The 14262-nt window shown below is 72.5% G+C and carries 10 protein-coding genes and 1 pseudogene; 1 reads left to right on the top strand and 10 read right to left on the bottom strand.

What is annotated here, in order from left to right; translation table 11 throughout:
* Positions 1-22 precede the first annotated feature (22 nt).
* From VT52_RS38725 to VT52_RS12440, 10 genes and pseudogenes are all read right to left on the bottom strand, one after another.
* A pseudogene (locus tag VT52_RS38725) lies at positions 23-94 on the bottom strand (GNAT family N-acetyltransferase); the annotation flags it as partial.
* A gap of 342 nt (positions 95-436) precedes the next feature.
* Positions 437-850 carry a 2OG-Fe(II) oxygenase gene (locus VT52_RS38720; protein WP_240509730.1) on the bottom strand — a complete coding sequence of 138 codons (414 nt, stop codon included), beginning with the start codon at positions 848-850 and terminating at the stop codon, positions 437-439.
* Between the two features lie 570 nt (positions 851-1420).
* Entirely contained in the window at positions 1421-2986 is a 1566-nt protein-coding gene (locus VT52_RS12475; RefSeq protein WP_240509729.1) for an alpha-L-arabinofuranosidase B, read from the bottom strand.
* A 168-nt stretch (positions 2987-3154) separates the two neighbouring features.
* Positions 3155-4171 (bottom strand): ABC transporter permease, encoded by a 1017-nt coding sequence (locus VT52_RS12470; protein ID WP_046422357.1) that lies wholly within the window; start codon positions 4169-4171, stop codon positions 3155-3157.
* Positions 4168-5721, bottom strand: coding sequence for a sugar ABC transporter ATP-binding protein (locus VT52_RS12465; RefSeq protein WP_046422358.1), 1554 nt, complete (start codon positions 5719-5721; stop codon positions 4168-4170). The genes VT52_RS12470 and VT52_RS12465 overlap by 4 nt, the downstream gene beginning before the upstream one ends.
* Positions 5721-6875, bottom strand: a complete 1155-nt coding sequence (locus VT52_RS12460) for a substrate-binding domain-containing protein (protein WP_046422359.1) — start codon at positions 6873-6875, stop codon at positions 5721-5723. Before VT52_RS12460 ends, VT52_RS12465 begins: the two co-directional genes overlap by 1 nt.
* Before the next feature lie 1010 nt (positions 6876-7885).
* Entirely contained in the window at positions 7886-9391 is a 1506-nt protein-coding gene (gene araA, locus VT52_RS12455; RefSeq protein WP_046422360.1) for an L-arabinose isomerase, read from the bottom strand.
* Positions 9392-9405: 14 nt separating this feature from the next.
* The gene (locus tag VT52_RS12450; protein ID WP_046422384.1) at positions 9406-10110 is read right to left on the bottom strand and encodes an L-ribulose-5-phosphate 4-epimerase; all 705 of its coding nucleotides are present in this window, start codon (positions 10108-10110) and stop codon (positions 9406-9408) included.
* Positions 10111-10198: 88 nt separating this feature from the next.
* Positions 10199-11872, bottom strand: a complete 1674-nt coding sequence (araB, locus tag VT52_RS12445; RefSeq protein WP_046422361.1) for a ribulokinase — start codon at positions 11870-11872, stop codon at positions 10199-10201.
* Positions 11873-11996: 124 nt separating this feature from the next.
* Positions 11997-13058, bottom strand: a complete 1062-nt coding sequence (locus tag VT52_RS12440) for a LacI family DNA-binding transcriptional regulator (RefSeq protein WP_046422362.1) — start codon at positions 13056-13058, stop codon at positions 11997-11999.
* Between the two features lie 256 nt (positions 13059-13314).
* Here VT52_RS12440 and VT52_RS37945 point away from each other — a divergent pair, with 256 nt between their 5' ends.
* On the top strand, positions 13315-14124 hold the full coding sequence (locus tag VT52_RS37945) for a hypothetical protein (RefSeq protein WP_167377691.1): 810 nt from the start codon (positions 13315-13317) through the stop codon (positions 14122-14124).
* Positions 14125-14262 lie beyond the last annotated feature (138 nt).

The raw sequence follows: 14262 nt of genomic DNA, 5'->3' as shown, positions 1-14262 counted from the left end.
CGCGAGGTTAAACGCCAAGCTAAGCGTGGTTCGCCAGCTCGAAGGCCAGGACCGCCGGGGCGTGGCCGGAATGCAACCGCTTCAGCTCGGGCATCGCTCGACTCTAACCGGATCGTGCGCTGAGGCCACCTGGGTTTGCGGCGAGTGGCAGATAGCCCCGAGACCAGGGGTCGGCCTCAAGTGGGCAGTGACCTCACGCAGGAGGCGCAGGTAGGTCGGATGCCCTGCGCGCTCACCTGTTGCCTCTCATGGTGCCTGGCCCGCGCCACACCTGGCCCGCGGCGCCGTCCGGGTCGGCGGTGATCCGCTGCAGCTCGGTGACGACCACGGGCACCGCCCGGTAGAAGTCGACGGCCGTGAGCTCCGCACGGTGGGGACTGCCCGCGAAGTGGGCGCGGGACCTCAGACCCCGCCGGCACCGGCCAGGCCAGGTGCGTCATCCGCGGGTGTGAAGCCGGCCTGCCGGGCAGCCCGGCCGCGTACACGCGGGATTCACGTGAACCACACAGCGGGGGACGGCATGCCGGTCGATGCTCGAAGTGCATTCACCATCGTCGCAGGGGCACTCGCAGGCAGCTGTACGAGCGCCTGCGCCGTCCGCTGGTGGGCGCGCCGCACACGGGAACCCGCCGCAGGGCCGGCCCCTGAACCGGCAGGTCCCCAAAGCGATGACGCCCGAAGACGCGCTGCTCAGCATGTCCTGGTGCAGGCAGGCGCAGTCGCCGGCTCCGTAGCTCAGGATCAGCGGGATGGGCCGCCGCTGCCCGTTGTCCGCGCATTCGGCGGCCAGTTCGGACAGCGTGCCGGGGAAGGTGCGTTCACCCAGGTGCGCGGCCCGCTGCTGCGCCATCCGGGCGAGCGGCGGGTAGAGCCGCTCGCGCAGGGTCCGGATCAGCGGGACGGCGGCGGGGTCCGCGTATTACTTGTAGGTGCCGCGGCCGAAGCCGTGGCGCTGCATCACCACGGTGGAGCGGAAGAGACCGGGGTCGTCGAAGGTCGCGATGAAATCCCCGCACTGTGCGCGGGACAGCGGCGCAGGGGTGAGGGCGACGCCTTCGTCGTCCAGCCGCTCGTACAGCCGTCCCGGTTCAGCGAGCCGAGCGCCGGCAGCGGGCGGTCGTGCGGGAGGCGGGGCGCCGTGCCGACCGGCCCGGGAACGCCGAAGAGCGGCTCCGCGGTGAAGGGCTCGTGCATGGCGGATCCTTCGGGGCGGAGGGCGTGTGGTGGCAGCGCCCGGTGGCCGGCGCGGCACCGGGCCGTCAGCCGACAGTCGCCTGCGCGGGGCACGGATGCCGGCGGTCTTCGGACATCGCGTTCGCGGCGCGTGATCGCCCTGCCGTGTGGTTCATGCCGTCACGCGCGGCACGGGTGCCGCCCCGGAGCGGGCGGCACCCGTGCGGCGGGCGTCAGGCGGTGCCGGTCAGGCCCAGGGCGAGCTGACCACCCAACTGGTGTCGTCGCTCCAGGACGTGGCGCTGTCCCAGGCGTTGGAGCCGCCGTTGCTCGCGAGGTAGACGGTGTAGTCGTAGTGGCGCAGGTACTTGCTGGTGTAGTTGACGGACTGGAAGGAGTATCCCTGGCCGTTGTGCCCGGTCTGCGGACAGAAGGTGGCGTCCTGTGCGAACTGCGAGGTGCCGTCGTCGGTGTCGAGCTGGAGTTTGAAGTTGGAGTGGCGCAGGTAACGGCCCGAGCCGTTGGCGGACTCGAAGGACACGCAGGAGGTGTTGGCCAGGCCGGCCCGCACGGTCCAGGTCGCGTCGCCCCTGTCGGTGGCGGAGCTGGCGGAGGTGACCGGGGCGATGACCACGTTGCTGTCCGCCGCGTCGTGCTGGATGTAGTCGGTGGTGCAGCACGAGGTGGTGGCCCGCAGCGAGATCCTCGAGCCGGGGGTCGGTGAACCCGAGCCGGTGGAGGAGCCGTTGCCGTAGCCGACGGAGGTGATGTTGGCCTGTACGGCGTTCTCGGTGGCGTCGGAGGGGTAGCCGGAGGTCATCACGCCCTCGTAGAACGTTCCAGCCGAGCCCTTGCTGTTGTCACCGCCGATGCCCAGGATGATCGCCCCCTCCTTGTGCATGGGGTTGTAGCCCGAGACGTTGGGCCGCGCGCCGCTGTAGTAGGTCGACAGGCTTCCGGACGTCGCGTTGCCGCCCCGGATGGCCCACTGGTTCGGCTCGCCCTTGACCATGGCGGTCTGGTACCGGTTGCTGACGCTGGGATCGTTGGCGTTGTAGCCGGCGTTGACGCCGGAGAACAGGCCGTTCTCCAGATCGGCCATGACCCACGGCCCGTTGCCCGAGCCGTAGCCCCAGACCTTGATGTTGCCGAAGTAGATGGCCTCCATGTGACCGTTGCCGGTGTCGTTGTTGCTGGTCTCGGCGTTGCCGTAGTCGAAGCAGCAACCGCCGTTGTAGTGGGTGCCGTCCAGGACGGCGTACATCCCCTCGGCCCCGTCACCGGTTGCGATCCCGGAGGTGTGGTCGTCGCGGTAGCCCGTGCCGGGGGCCACGAAGACGCCGTACGCCTCGTGGCCGGCGACCGAGGTCGGGGCCGCGGTGGCGTTGGCGAGGTTGTCCGGACCGCCGGCCGCGCCGCCGCCAGGGGACTGGGTGAGGTTGTTGCCCCTGCCGGACTGGTCGTAGATGACGGTGATGACGCAGGTGGTACCGGAGCAGAAGGAGTCCTGCGCAGCGGCGTTGGCGTATCCGCCGGCACTCAGCACGCCGATGTCCTTGGTGGTGTTGTCGGAGGCGCGCCGGACCTGGTACAGCGCGCCGTTGTACGAGGAGTACAGGGCGCGGGTGGTGCTGTGGGCGGCCACGCAGGGGGTGCCGCCGGAGGCGTAGAGGTCGCAGGGCAGCGATCCGGCGGCCTGCGAGGTCTGGGCGCCGCCGACGAGGACGCCGGCGACGAGCGCTCCGGCGGCGGCAGCGGACAGCGCCCATTTCCTGAGCCTGCGCAGCAGGCGCGACGGTACGGGTGCGGACACGGGTGTCCTCCTTCGGAGGGGGGATGTGGGGGGTCCCGGGCCGGTGCTCGGGCATGGGTGCCGGCCCGGTGGTCGTCAGGTGGCCGCCGGACGGCACGTTCTGGGGGGGGAGGAGGACCGGTCCCGGGCCTGCCGGATGCCGCCCGGGGCAGGATCCGGGGCGGCGGCTCAGCCGCGGCGGGCGATGCCGCGGGCGCGCAGGCGGTCGGCGGTGATGGCCAGGCCGAGCACGCAGCCGAGCACGATGTCGGTGTAGTTGGGGTTGATCTGGAGGGTCGTCAGGCCGTTGTTGATGAGTTCGAGCAGGATGGTGCCCGCGACGATGCCGATGATCCGGCCCTGCCCGCCGACCAGGCTGACGCCGCCGATCACCGCGGCGGCGATCGCCGACAGCTCCCAGCCGACGCCGACGCCGCTGGCGGAGCCGACCCCCATCCGGCCGAGGACGAGGATCCCGGCGAACGCCGACAGCAGGCAGCTGGTGACGTACATGGACACGACGCGCCGGTCGCCGCGGATGCCGGCCAGCCGGGCCGCCTCCGGGTTGCCGCCGACGGCGTAGACCTGCCGGCCGGCGTAGGTGCGTTCCAGGAAGAACCAGGCGAGCACCGCGACGACTACGAACAGGATGAGCGGGAGGGGCACCTGCGCCACATATGTCTGGCCCAGGTCGCTGAACGTGCCGCCGATGCCGGTGATGGACGTGCCCGAGGTGATGGCCAGGGTGACGCCCTGCGCGACGGTGTAGGTCACCAGGGTCACCACGAACGGGGCCATCTTCAGCCGGGTGACGGCGAGTCCGTGCATCAGGCCGACGGCGCCGGCGATCAGCAGCGTCAGCAGGATCGCCACCACCGGGGGGAGTCCGGCCCGGACGTTGAACCAGGACATCAGGATGACGCTGGTGCCCAGCAGCGCGCCCACGGACAGGTCGATCCCGCCGGTGAGGATCACCAGCGACTCGCCGATCGCGATCAGCCCGTACTGTGCCAGGTCGAAGCCCATGCCCTGGAGGTTGACCGCGCCGGCGAAGGACGACTTGTCCAGCGCCAGCGCGACGAACACGACGACGCAGGCGGCCACCACCCCGACCTCGGGTGTCTCCAGCAGCAGCCGGACGAACGGCCGGCGCCCCTTGTCGTCGGCCACCGCCGCGGCCGGCACCGCGGCCGTACTGGTGTTCATGTGCTTGCCTTCCCCTGGGTGGCCGCGGCGGCCTGCGTCCCGGCCGCCGCCGTCATGATCACTTCCTTGCCGAACCGGTCGCGCGGCAGGTCGGCGACGATCCTGCCGTGGGCCATCACCACGATCCGGTGGCAGATCCACAGCAGTTCCTCGAGTTCCGAGGAGGCGACGAGGACGGCGAGGCCGTCCTGCGCGGCCTCGTCGATCAGCGCGTAGATCTCCGCCTTGGCGCCCACGTCCACCCCGCGGGTGGGTTCGTCGAGCAGCAGCAGCTTCGGCCGGGCGGCCAGCCATCGTCCGAAGACCGCCTTCTGCTGGTTGCCGCCGGACAGGTCGGAGATCGGCTGCTCGTGGCTGTGCAGCCGCACTCCCAGGTCCTCGATGATGCGCGCCGCGTGCTTCTTGTCCCTGCGCGGCCGCAGCACCCCGCGCCGGCTGATCCGGCGCAGCGTGGCCAGGGTGACGTTCCACCGCACCGAGTGGGCCGGCAGCAGCGACTGCGCCTTGCGGTCCTCGGGCACCAGCCCGATGCCGGCCGCGACGGCGTCGGCCGGGTGGCGGGGCCCGAAGGCGGCTCCGTCGAGCACGACCTCGCCCCCGGTCCGCAGCTGGGCGCCCATGACGGTGTGCAGCAGCCGGCTGCGGCCGGAGCCCATGAGGCCGGCCACGCCCACGATCTCGCCGGCCCGCACGTCGAGGTCGACCGGGCCCAGGCCGTCCGCTGTCAGGCCGCGCACGGACAGGGTCGCGGCCCGCTCGACGGAGGAGGGCGGCGCGAGGTCGGCGCGGGCGAGCTCGCCGCCGACCATCTCCCGGATCATCCTCTCCTCGGTCGCGTCGTGCGGGGAGAGGTCGGCCACCAGCCGGCCGCCGCGCAGCACGACGACGCGGTCGGCGACGGCCCGTACCTCGTCCAGGCGGTGTCCGATGAACAGCACCGCTCCCCCGGCGGCGGCGTGCCGCCGGGCCAGGTCCAGTACCCGCTCGGCCTCGACCGGGCCGAGCGAGGAGGTGGGCTCGTCGAGGATGAGCACCACCGGGTGGTGGCCCCAAGCCTTGGCGATCTCGATCATCTGCCGCACCGGCACCGGGTACCGCTCCACCAGCCGGTCCACGTCCACCTCCCCGATGCCGACCTCGGCCAGCAGCGCCCGGGCCTCGGCCCGGGCCGCCGAGCGGTCGACGACGACCCGGCCGAGCGGTCCGCCGGCCGCCCGCGCCGGGCGGCGGCCGAGCAGCAGGTTCTCCGCCACGCTCAACCGGCCCACGAGCGGGAACTCCTGGGCGACCAGCGCCACCCCGAGGTCGCGGGCGTGGTCGGGCCGGCCCGGGGCCAGCGACCGGCCGGCCACCTCGATGGTCCCGGTGCTGGGGGTGACGGTGCCGGACAGCACGCCCATCAGTGTGGACTTGCCCGCGCCGTTCTCCCCCACGACGGCTACGATCTGCCCGCGCGCCAGGTCCAGTCGGGGGATGTCCAGTACCTTCACCGGCCCGTACACCTTGGTGACCTCGTGCAGGGAGGCGGCGGTCTCGCTGCCGGCGGCCATCAGTCGATGCCCAGCTGCTTCAGCTTGGCCTGGTAGTCCGCGAGGTTGGCCTGCGTCACCAGGCCCACGCCGGAGCTGAGGGTCGTCCCGTCCGGCTCCAGGTAGGGATGGACGATCTTCATCGTGGCGTCCTTGCCCAGCACCTTCAGCGCGGCCAGCAGGTACGCGCCGGTGTATCCCTGCTGGTACGGCTGCTGCAGCACGGTCGCCTGGATGACACCGGAGCGGACGAACTTCAGCGTCTGCGGGTCGCTGTCGTCGGAGATGATCTTCACCTTGCCGGTCTTCCCGGCCGCTTTCACCGCCTGTCCCGCGGACGGGCCGTCGTAGGAGTACACGCCGTACAGCCCGTTGACGTTCGGGTTGGTCTGGATGGCGGTCTGCGCGTTGGACAGGGCCTTGGAGGCGTCCATCCCGTCGCTCAGCTTCTGCACCACCTTCACGCCGGAGCCCTTGAGGGCGTCCTCGAAGCCGGCGATCCGCTCCACGGCGTTGGACGTGGTCAACGAGCCGACCAGGACGACCACTTGCCCCTTGCCTCCGAGCGCCTCCTTCATCGCCTCGCCGGCCTTCTGCCCGGCCTGGTAGTTGGGCGTGCCCAGGTAGAGGGCGGCGCCGTCCTCCTTGGGCAGCGGCGAGTCGATCGCCAGCACCGGGATGCCGGCCTTGTTCGCCGAGCTGATCGGCGCCTTGATGGCGGTCGGGTCGATCGCGGACACGCTCAGGCCTGTGATCCCCTGGCCCCGGAGCGTCTGGATGATCGACAGCTGCTGGTCCAGCCGGCCGTTGGCCGGCGCCTGGTACGTGCCCCTGGCACCGAGGGAGGACACGCCCTTGTCGAACCCCACCTTGCCGGCGTTCCAGTAGTCCGTGGCGACGTTCACCACCATCGCCAGGTCCTGCTTCGCCACGTCCTTGCCGGCGAGGGCGGCCTTCAGGGCGGCGTCGAGCTGGGCGAGTTTCGCGTCGTTGAACGTGATGTCGCCCTTGATCGTCGCCCCGGCCGAGGAGGTCGACGCGTTCGACCCGGCGTCCGCCCCCGATCTCGAGGAGGAGCCGCCGGCGCCGCTCTTGCTGCACCCTCCGGTCGCCAGCAACGCCACGGCGGCGACCCCGACGACTCCCCAGCGCACCGGCCGCGTCGTCAGGCTCATGCCCCGTCTCGTGCCCGACCGCCGGGCGGACCGCACACCACGCATGTTCGACATCCTCTACAGAAAAGGCCTCGCGGCCTGTTAGCGCTCACATTCGGCCGACCGGAACATGTCCGCGCCGGCCCCGCCCCGGCCGCCGAAACCTGCCGCCGACGTACGGGCACCACCGGAGCACACCCCTTCCGGCCGCAGGCCGGGTCGGACGGTCCTTTCCCCACAGGCCGCGCCGCCACGGCCGAAGCGGGAGGTACATCTCCCACACACCGTCCGCCGGGCGCCGCCGGACGCCGTCGTCGGCGTCGCGGTCCTGTCCGTGCTCCCTTGCTTGCCAGAGATTGTTAGCGTTCACCGCTGCGTCGTCAAGGTGTTGCACCGAAGAAAAACGCCACCGCCTCGCCCCGCCCGGACTGGCCGTCGCGACCGCCGCGACCACCGCCGACTCGCCCCGGAAACATGGGTGTTGACCCGCCCAACCGAGTTGGCGCTCCGCCGGCCTCGGTGTGCGGGGGCGCGCCTGACGGTCCGACAGGTACGGGCCCCGGAGCCCGCCGTCACATGACCCCGAGCACTTTCCGGACGCCGGCCGCGGCTCCCTGCCCGATCGCGCCGGCGGCCCAGCCGCGTGTCCCGGGAGCGGGCCGGCAGGGGCGCCCGGCCGGGTGTGCCCGAACAGCGGCCGTGCCCACGCCCGCGGGGCCGGGACGGCCGCGACGGGGCTCCGGCTCCTGCCTCGGGGTTACGGCTCCGGGGCGGCACGCCGGCCGGGCGGGCAGGCGGGCGTCATGGCCGGGCTGTTGCACGGGGCACCGCGTGCCCGCCCGGCAGCCGGGTGCCGGAGCCGGGCGGGGTGTCGGCGTGCGGACGGTGCGGCGGGCATCTCGGTAGAACCGCGCACGGTCCACACCGACCAGGGCCGCCCGTACGCTGTCGGGGATTTCACCCGGGGCACGTTCGTCCCCCTGGTGGCCGCGGTCAACGAGACGCGCTCGGGTAAGGGTGCCGGCTCGGGCTCACAAGCCGCCGGCGAGCCGGTAGTACGCCTGGTTCCAGCGGATCTCCTTGATGAACTGCCGCATGTCGGTGGTCTCGTCGATGAGCAGCAGCTCCGTGCGGAGCATGTCCGCGAGGTCGGCCAGTTCCTCCGTGCCCAGCGCCGAGGTCAGCACGGTGTGGTGCGGGCCGCCCGCGGTCAGCCAGGCCTCGGTCGCGGTCCCGAAGTCGGGCACCGGCCGCCAGACGGCTCTCGCCACCGGGAGGCGGGGCAGCGGCTGCGGCGGCGGGACGACGTCGATCCGGTTGGCCACCAGCCGGAACCGGTCGCCGACGTCGACCAGGCCGATCACCGCGGCCGGTCCGGGCTCGGCGTCGAAGACCAGCCGGACCGGGTCCTCGCGTCCGCCGATGCCGAGGGGATGGATCTCGCAGCTGGGCTGCCCCGCGGCGATGCTGGGGCACACTTCCAGCATGTGGGAGCCGAGGACGAGCTGCTCGCCGGGGACCAGGTTGTAGGTGTAGTCCTCCATGAACGAGGTGCCCCCGGGGAGGCCGGTGCCGGCTGCCTTGAGGGCCGCCAGCAGCGCGGAGGTCTTCCAGTCCCCCTCGGCACCGAACCCGTACCCGTCGGCCATCAGCCGCTGTACCGCGATGCCGGGCAGCTGCCGAAGGCCGCCCAGGTCCTCGAAGTTGGTGGTGAAGGCCCCGAATCCGCCGTCGGTGAGGAAGTCACGCAGGCCCAGCTCGATGCGGGCGGCGTACCGCAGGGCGTCGTGCCGGCCGCCGCCGTCGGCCAGCTGGGGGGCCATCCGGTAGGTGTCCGCGTACTCCTTGACCAGGGTGGCGACGGCCGCGTCCGCCACCGAGCTCACGGCGTCGACCAGGTCGGCGACGCCGTAGGCGTTGACCGAGACGCCGAACCGCAGTTGTGCCTCGACCTTGTCACCCTCGGTGACGGCGACGTCGCGCATGTTGTCGCCGAACCGGGCCAGCCGCAGCCGGCGCAGCGCGTCGTACCCGCGGGCGGCGCGCATCCAGGCGTGGACGCGGGGGGCGGTCGCCGGGTCGCAGACGTGGCCCGCGACGGTCTTGCGGGCCACTCCCAGCCGCGTCTGGAGGTACCCGAACTCCCGGTCCCCGTGGGCGGCCTGGTTGAGGTTCATGAACTCCATGTCGATGGTGGCCCACGGGAGTTCGGCGCCGGCCTGGGTGTGCAGGTGGAGCAGCGGCTTGCGGAGCATGTCGAGGCCGGAGATCCACATCTTGGCCGGCGAGAAGGTGTGCATCCAGGCGACGAGGCCGACGCAGGCCGGCTCGGCGTTGGCTTCCATGACGAGGGAGAGGATGGCCGCGGAGTCGGTGAGCACGGGCTTCCAGACGACGCGGACGGGGGCGCCGGGTACGGCGGCGAGCCGGTCGCTGACGGACCGGGACTGCTCGGCGACCTGGCGGAGGGTGTCCTCCCCGTAGAGCCCCTGGCTGCCGGTGACGAACCAGACCTCGGAGGCGGCGGGCGGTGTCATGGTCTGATGGCTCCTCACTGGGCGGACGTGCCGGGCTGGCCGTAGACGTGGCGGTAGCGGTCGTGGAGCCGGTCGACGGCCGCGGGGTCGATCGGCAGGGGCCGGCCTAGCTGGTGGGAGATGTGCACGCTGCGGGCCACGTCCTCGCACATCACGGCGGCCTTCACGGCGGCGCGCGGGCTCGGGCCGATGGTGAACGGCCCGTGGTTCTGCATCAGTACGGCGGGCGAGCGGTGCCCGGCCAGGGTCTCCACGATGCCGCGGCCGATCGAATCGTCGCCGATCACCGCGAAGGGGCCGACGGGGATCTCGGCGCCGAACTCGTCGGCCATGGCGGTCAGTACGCAGGGCACCGGTTCGCCGCGGGCCGCCCACGCGCAGGCGTAGGTGGAGTGGGTGTGGACGACACCGCCGACCTCGGGCATGTGCCGGTAGACGTAGGCGTGCGCGGCGGTGTCGGAGGACGGCTGGAGTCCCCCGCCGTCGACCACTCGCCCGTCCAGGTCGCAGACGACCATGGACCGCGGGGTCAGCCGCTCGTACGGGACGCCGCTGGGCTTGATGACGAACAGATCGTGTCCCGGGACGCGCCCGGAGACGTTCCCGCCGGTCCACACCACCAGGTTGTAGCGGACCAGCTCCTGATGGAGATCGCCGAGCTCCTCGCGCAGCGCGGCGACCGCGGTGGCGGCGCCCGGGGACAGGGACTCTGCGTTCATGACCATGGCGACCTCGGCGTTCTCGGGAAGGCGGGGGCGGGATGGGCAAGGGATGCGGGTGAGTGCTCACCATCAGCATTGTGAGCGCTCACAACTTTGGGGGCGAAGACAGAGCGGCCGAGCGCAGCGCTCGCAGCCGGTGCATCACGTCGTTGCCGCCGCGCCCGAAGTGGTCGTGCAGCGCGCGGTACTCGGCGTGGAGGCGGTCGTAGGCGGCGGCGCGGGCCGGGTCCGGGGTGTAGGCGTTCTCCTGGCGGCGGCCCATCGCGGCGGAGGCGGTACGGATGTCGGGGTGGGCGCCGGCGGCGACGGCGGCGTGGATCGCGGCGCCCAGGGCCGGCCCCTGGGCGGAGGCGAGGACGTGGACGGGACGGTTGAGCACGTCGCTGTAGACCTGCATGAGGAAGCGGTTCTTCAGCAGTCCGCCGGCCGCCGTGAAGTCGGTCACCGGGACGCCCGCCGCCTCGAACGCGTCGACGATGGTGCGGGTACCGAAGGCGGTGGCCTCGGCCAGGGCCCGGTAGACGTCCTCGGGCCGGGTGTCGAGGGTGAGACCGAGGACCAGCCCGGACAGGTGGTGGTCGACCAGCACCGAGCGGTTCCCGCTGTGCCAGTCCAGTGCCAGCAGACCATGCCCGCCCACCGGTTGGGCTGAAGCCCGCTCCGTCAGCAGCTCGTGCACGCCGATCCCCCGCCGGCGGGCCTCGACCGTGTACTCCTCCGGCACGGTGCTGCGCACGGCCCAGGCCAGAATGTCGCCGACGCCGCTCTGCCCGGCCTCGTACCCCCACAGCCCCGGCACCACCCCGTCCCGCACCACCCCGCACATGCCCGGGACCTCGGCGAGGACGTCGGAGTTGAGGATGTGGCAGGTGGAGGTGCCCATGATGGCGAGCATCCGGCCCGGGTCGAGGGCCTGGGCGGCGGCGCTGGTGACGTGGGCGTCCACGTTCCCCGTGGCCACGACCGTGCCCTCGCGCAGTCCGGTGACTTCGGCGGCCCGAGCGGTGAGTCTGCCGGCGGGGGCGCCGAGCGGGGTCAGCGGGTGTTCCAGTTTGGCGGTGAGCCCGGTGAAGCCGGGATGCAGTCCGGCCAGGAACGCCTCGTGCGGATAGCGGCCGTCCTGGTGGACGCCCTTGTAGCCGGCGGTGCACGGGTTGCGGCTCTCGGCGCCGGTGAGCTGCCACACGATCCAGTCGGCCGCCTCGATCCAGCGGTCGGCGGCGGCATAGGCGTCCGGGTCCTCGCGCAGCACCTGCAGCGCCTTGGCGTACTGCCATTCGCTGGAGATCCGGCCGCCGTAGCGGGCCAGCCAGGGCTGCCCGGTCCGCTGCGCGCTCTCGACGATCAGGTCGGCCTCCGGCTGGGCGGCGTGGTGGCGCCACAGCTTGGGGTAGGCGTGGGGGCGGTTCCCGTACTGCGGCAGTTCGCACAGCGGGGTGCCGTCCCAGGTGGCGGGGAGCACCGTGCAGGCGGTGAAGTCGGTGGCGACGCCCACGACCTGCTCGGGGGCCACTGCGGCGTCCGCGAGGGCTCGCGGTACGGCGAGGCGCAGCACGTCACGCCAGTCCTGGGGGATCTGGAGCGCCCAGTCGGGCGGCAGCGGGACCCCGCAGGGCAGCTCCCGGTCGACCACGCCGTGGGTGTATTCGTGCACCGCGCTGCCCAGTTCCGTACCGTCCTCGACGGCCACGACCAGGGCCCGCCCGGAGAGCGTTCCGAAGTCGATGCCGACGGTGACCGCGGGGGGATCGGTGGTCAAGGTCTCCTCCAGTCGTGGCCGGCGCGGGCGGGTCCCGCGCCGCGCCGGGCGCCGCCGCTCGCCGCCCCGCGGGTGCGGTGCGTCCACCGGGCGGGCCGCAGGGTGTCGAAGGGCCGTAGCGCCGTCAGGAAGGGGTACTGCTGCCGCGGACGATCAGCCGCGGCTCGATCACCACGCGCTCGTCGTCGTCCGGCCTGGTGCCGGACTCCAGTCGGCTGATCAGCAGCCGGATGCTCGCCTGGCCGAGCGCGGCGAAGTCCTGCCGGACGGTGGTGAGCGGCGGGGTGAAGAACTCGGCCTCGGGGATGTCGTCGAACCCCGCGATGGCCACCTGGCCGGGGACCGAGAGGCCGGCCTCACGAAGGGCGCGCAGCACCCCGAGCGCCATCTGGTCGTTGGCGACGAAGACGGCGGTCACCTCCGGGGAGCCGCGGCCCGCCGCTCCCGCGGTCACCCGGCCGGCCAGCTCCTGCCCGGCCCGGTAGCCCGACAGCGGGGTCCAGTCGCCCTGGATCGGCGGCGGCACGACGGCGCCGGCCTCCTCCAGCACCGAGCGCCAGCCCTTGGCCCGCGCCTCTGCCTCCAGCCAGCTCGGCGGGCCTGCGACGTGCCAGACCGTGCGGTGGCCGGCGGCCAGCAGATGGCTCGTCGCCATCCGCGCCCCGAGCCACTGGTCCACCGAGACCACCGGAATCGGCAGACTGTGCCCGCCCTCCACGGTCACCACGGGGAAGGGCAGCCGCAGTTCGGCCAGCGCGGTGACCGCCTCGCGGTGCGGGACTATCACCACGATGCCCTCCACCCCCCAGTCGCTCAGGTGGTCGATCGCCTCCCTGAGGGCGGCGGCCGAGTAGCGGCGCAGGGTGACCGCCGAGACCATGTACCCCTCGTCCCGCGCGGCCTCCTCCAGGCCGAACAGCGTGCTCGACGGGCCGAAAAGGGTCGGATTGCAGGCCACCACGCCCAGGGTGAGTGTGCGCCGGGTGACCAGCGCCCGGGCCGAGGAGTTCCGCCGGTACCCCAATTGCCCGATCGCCCTGAGCACCTCTGTCCGGGTCGACTCGCGCACATTGGGGTGGTTGCTCAGCACCCGCGACACCGTCTGGTGCGACACGCCCGCGACTTGCGCGACGTCCGCCATGGTGGGTGCCCTGCGGGGGCCGGTGCGGCCAGCGGTCTGCGACATGAGGCTCCGATCCGTGATGGGCACATTGTTAGCGCTCACAGGCAAGTGCGTCAAGGGACGTGAAGCTGCCTGGCGGCCCAGGGGCTCTCCTTCGGCGAGGAGCTCAGCAACTGCGAGTACGGCCGCATGGGAGACGCCGTGGGTCGGGGCTCGCTGCTACGTCGAGGCCCCCGTCACAGCGGGTGGCTCCTATGACCTCGACGACTTCTCGGCGAAGGTCGGCAGCACCGCGAGGCGCGAATCGTGGTCCGTGGCCGTGTACGGCACGACCGACGGATACGACTACAAGCACCTGAATCTGACCGACGTCCACCGCGGCACCGGGCGGGCGTTGAAAATCACTCCCCGGGCCGGCGGCCCCATGCCGTTCAAGCAGGACTACGGGACCGGCTGGGTCGACACGGACAACCCCTTCGACCTCGAAGCTCTGGGGACCACCGTCCACGGCACGGCCGGCCAGGTGGTGGAGGCGAAGCTGGGCGCCCGGAACAACGTGCCGGCCTCCATCGAGCCGTACGACCGCGGCGAAGGCCCCGGCGACGGCCCGACCTCCGAGGCCCATGTGACGATCCCGCCCGGCACGACGGCGGTGAAGGTCCCGAACCTCTGCCGCTCGGACGACGACTGGCACCAGGGCGAGCCTGGCGCCAGGCATTACACCTGTTTCCAGGACGAGAACGACTCGTACTTCGACGCCGGACAGCTCACGCCGTGCGTGTTCGACCTCCGCATCGACAAGCCGGCCGACCTCGCAGCCGGTTCCGTCAAGGTGACGCTGTCGACCCAGGACAGCAACGCCAAGGACAACACCGCGGCGATCACGGTGACCGCCGACGGCTCCCAGGGCCACGGCTCCGGCTCCTCCTCCGGCGGCGGCTCGGCCTCCGGCGGCACCTCCGGCTCCGCCTCGGCCGGCTCCGGCACCGCGGCTTCGGGCGGTACCGGGCAGGGCTCGATGGCCGACACGGGCAGCGGCGCGCTGCCCTGGTACGCGGCCGCGGCGGCCGCGGTCGCCCTGATCACGGGCGGCACCCTGTTCGTCGTCGCGCGGCGCCGGAGAAACTGAGAAGGCCGTTGCGAGGCAGGAAGCGGTTGGACGACCGCACGGTGCTCAACGGGATCGTGTGGAAGTCCCGTACCGGGACCGCTTGGCGCGACGTGCCCGTGCGGTAGGGCCCGTGGGCCACACCGCACGCCCGGCTGC

Origin of the sequence: Streptomyces malaysiense (genome assembly GCF_000980885.2) — a bacterium.
Lineage (GTDB): Bacteria > Actinomycetota > Actinomycetes > Streptomycetales > Streptomycetaceae > Streptomyces > Streptomyces malaysiense.
The sequence above is the reverse complement of the archived record's forward strand: the minus strand, read 5'-3'. Positions and strand labels throughout refer to the sequence as shown.

Bases quoted from the DNA above. Each gene is read 5' to 3' on its own strand.
- VT52_RS38720 (WP_240509730.1), bottom strand. From the start codon at position 850: ATGGCGCAGCAGCGGGCCGCGCACCTGGGTGAACGCACCTTCCCCGGC.
- VT52_RS12470 (WP_046422357.1), bottom strand. From the start codon at position 4,171: ATGAACACCAGTACGGCCGCGGTGCCGGCCGCGGCGGTGGCCGACGAC.
- VT52_RS12465 (WP_046422358.1), bottom strand. From the start codon at position 5,721: ATGGCCGCCGGCAGCGAGACCGCCGCCTCCCTGCACGAGGTCACCAAG.
- VT52_RS12460 (WP_046422359.1), bottom strand. From the start codon at position 6,875: ATGAGCCTGACGACGCGGCCGGTGCGCTGGGGAGTCGTCGGGGTCGCC.
- araA (WP_046422360.1), bottom strand. From the start codon at position 9,391: ATGACACCGCCCGCCGCCTCCGAGGTCTGGTTCGTCACCGGCAGCCAG.
- VT52_RS12450 (WP_046422384.1), bottom strand. From the start codon at position 10,110: ATGAACGCAGAGTCCCTGTCCCCGGGCGCCGCCACCGCGGTCGCCGCG.
- VT52_RS12440 (WP_046422362.1), bottom strand. From the start codon at position 13,058: ATGTCGCAGACCGCTGGCCGCACCGGCCCCCGCAGGGCACCCACCATG.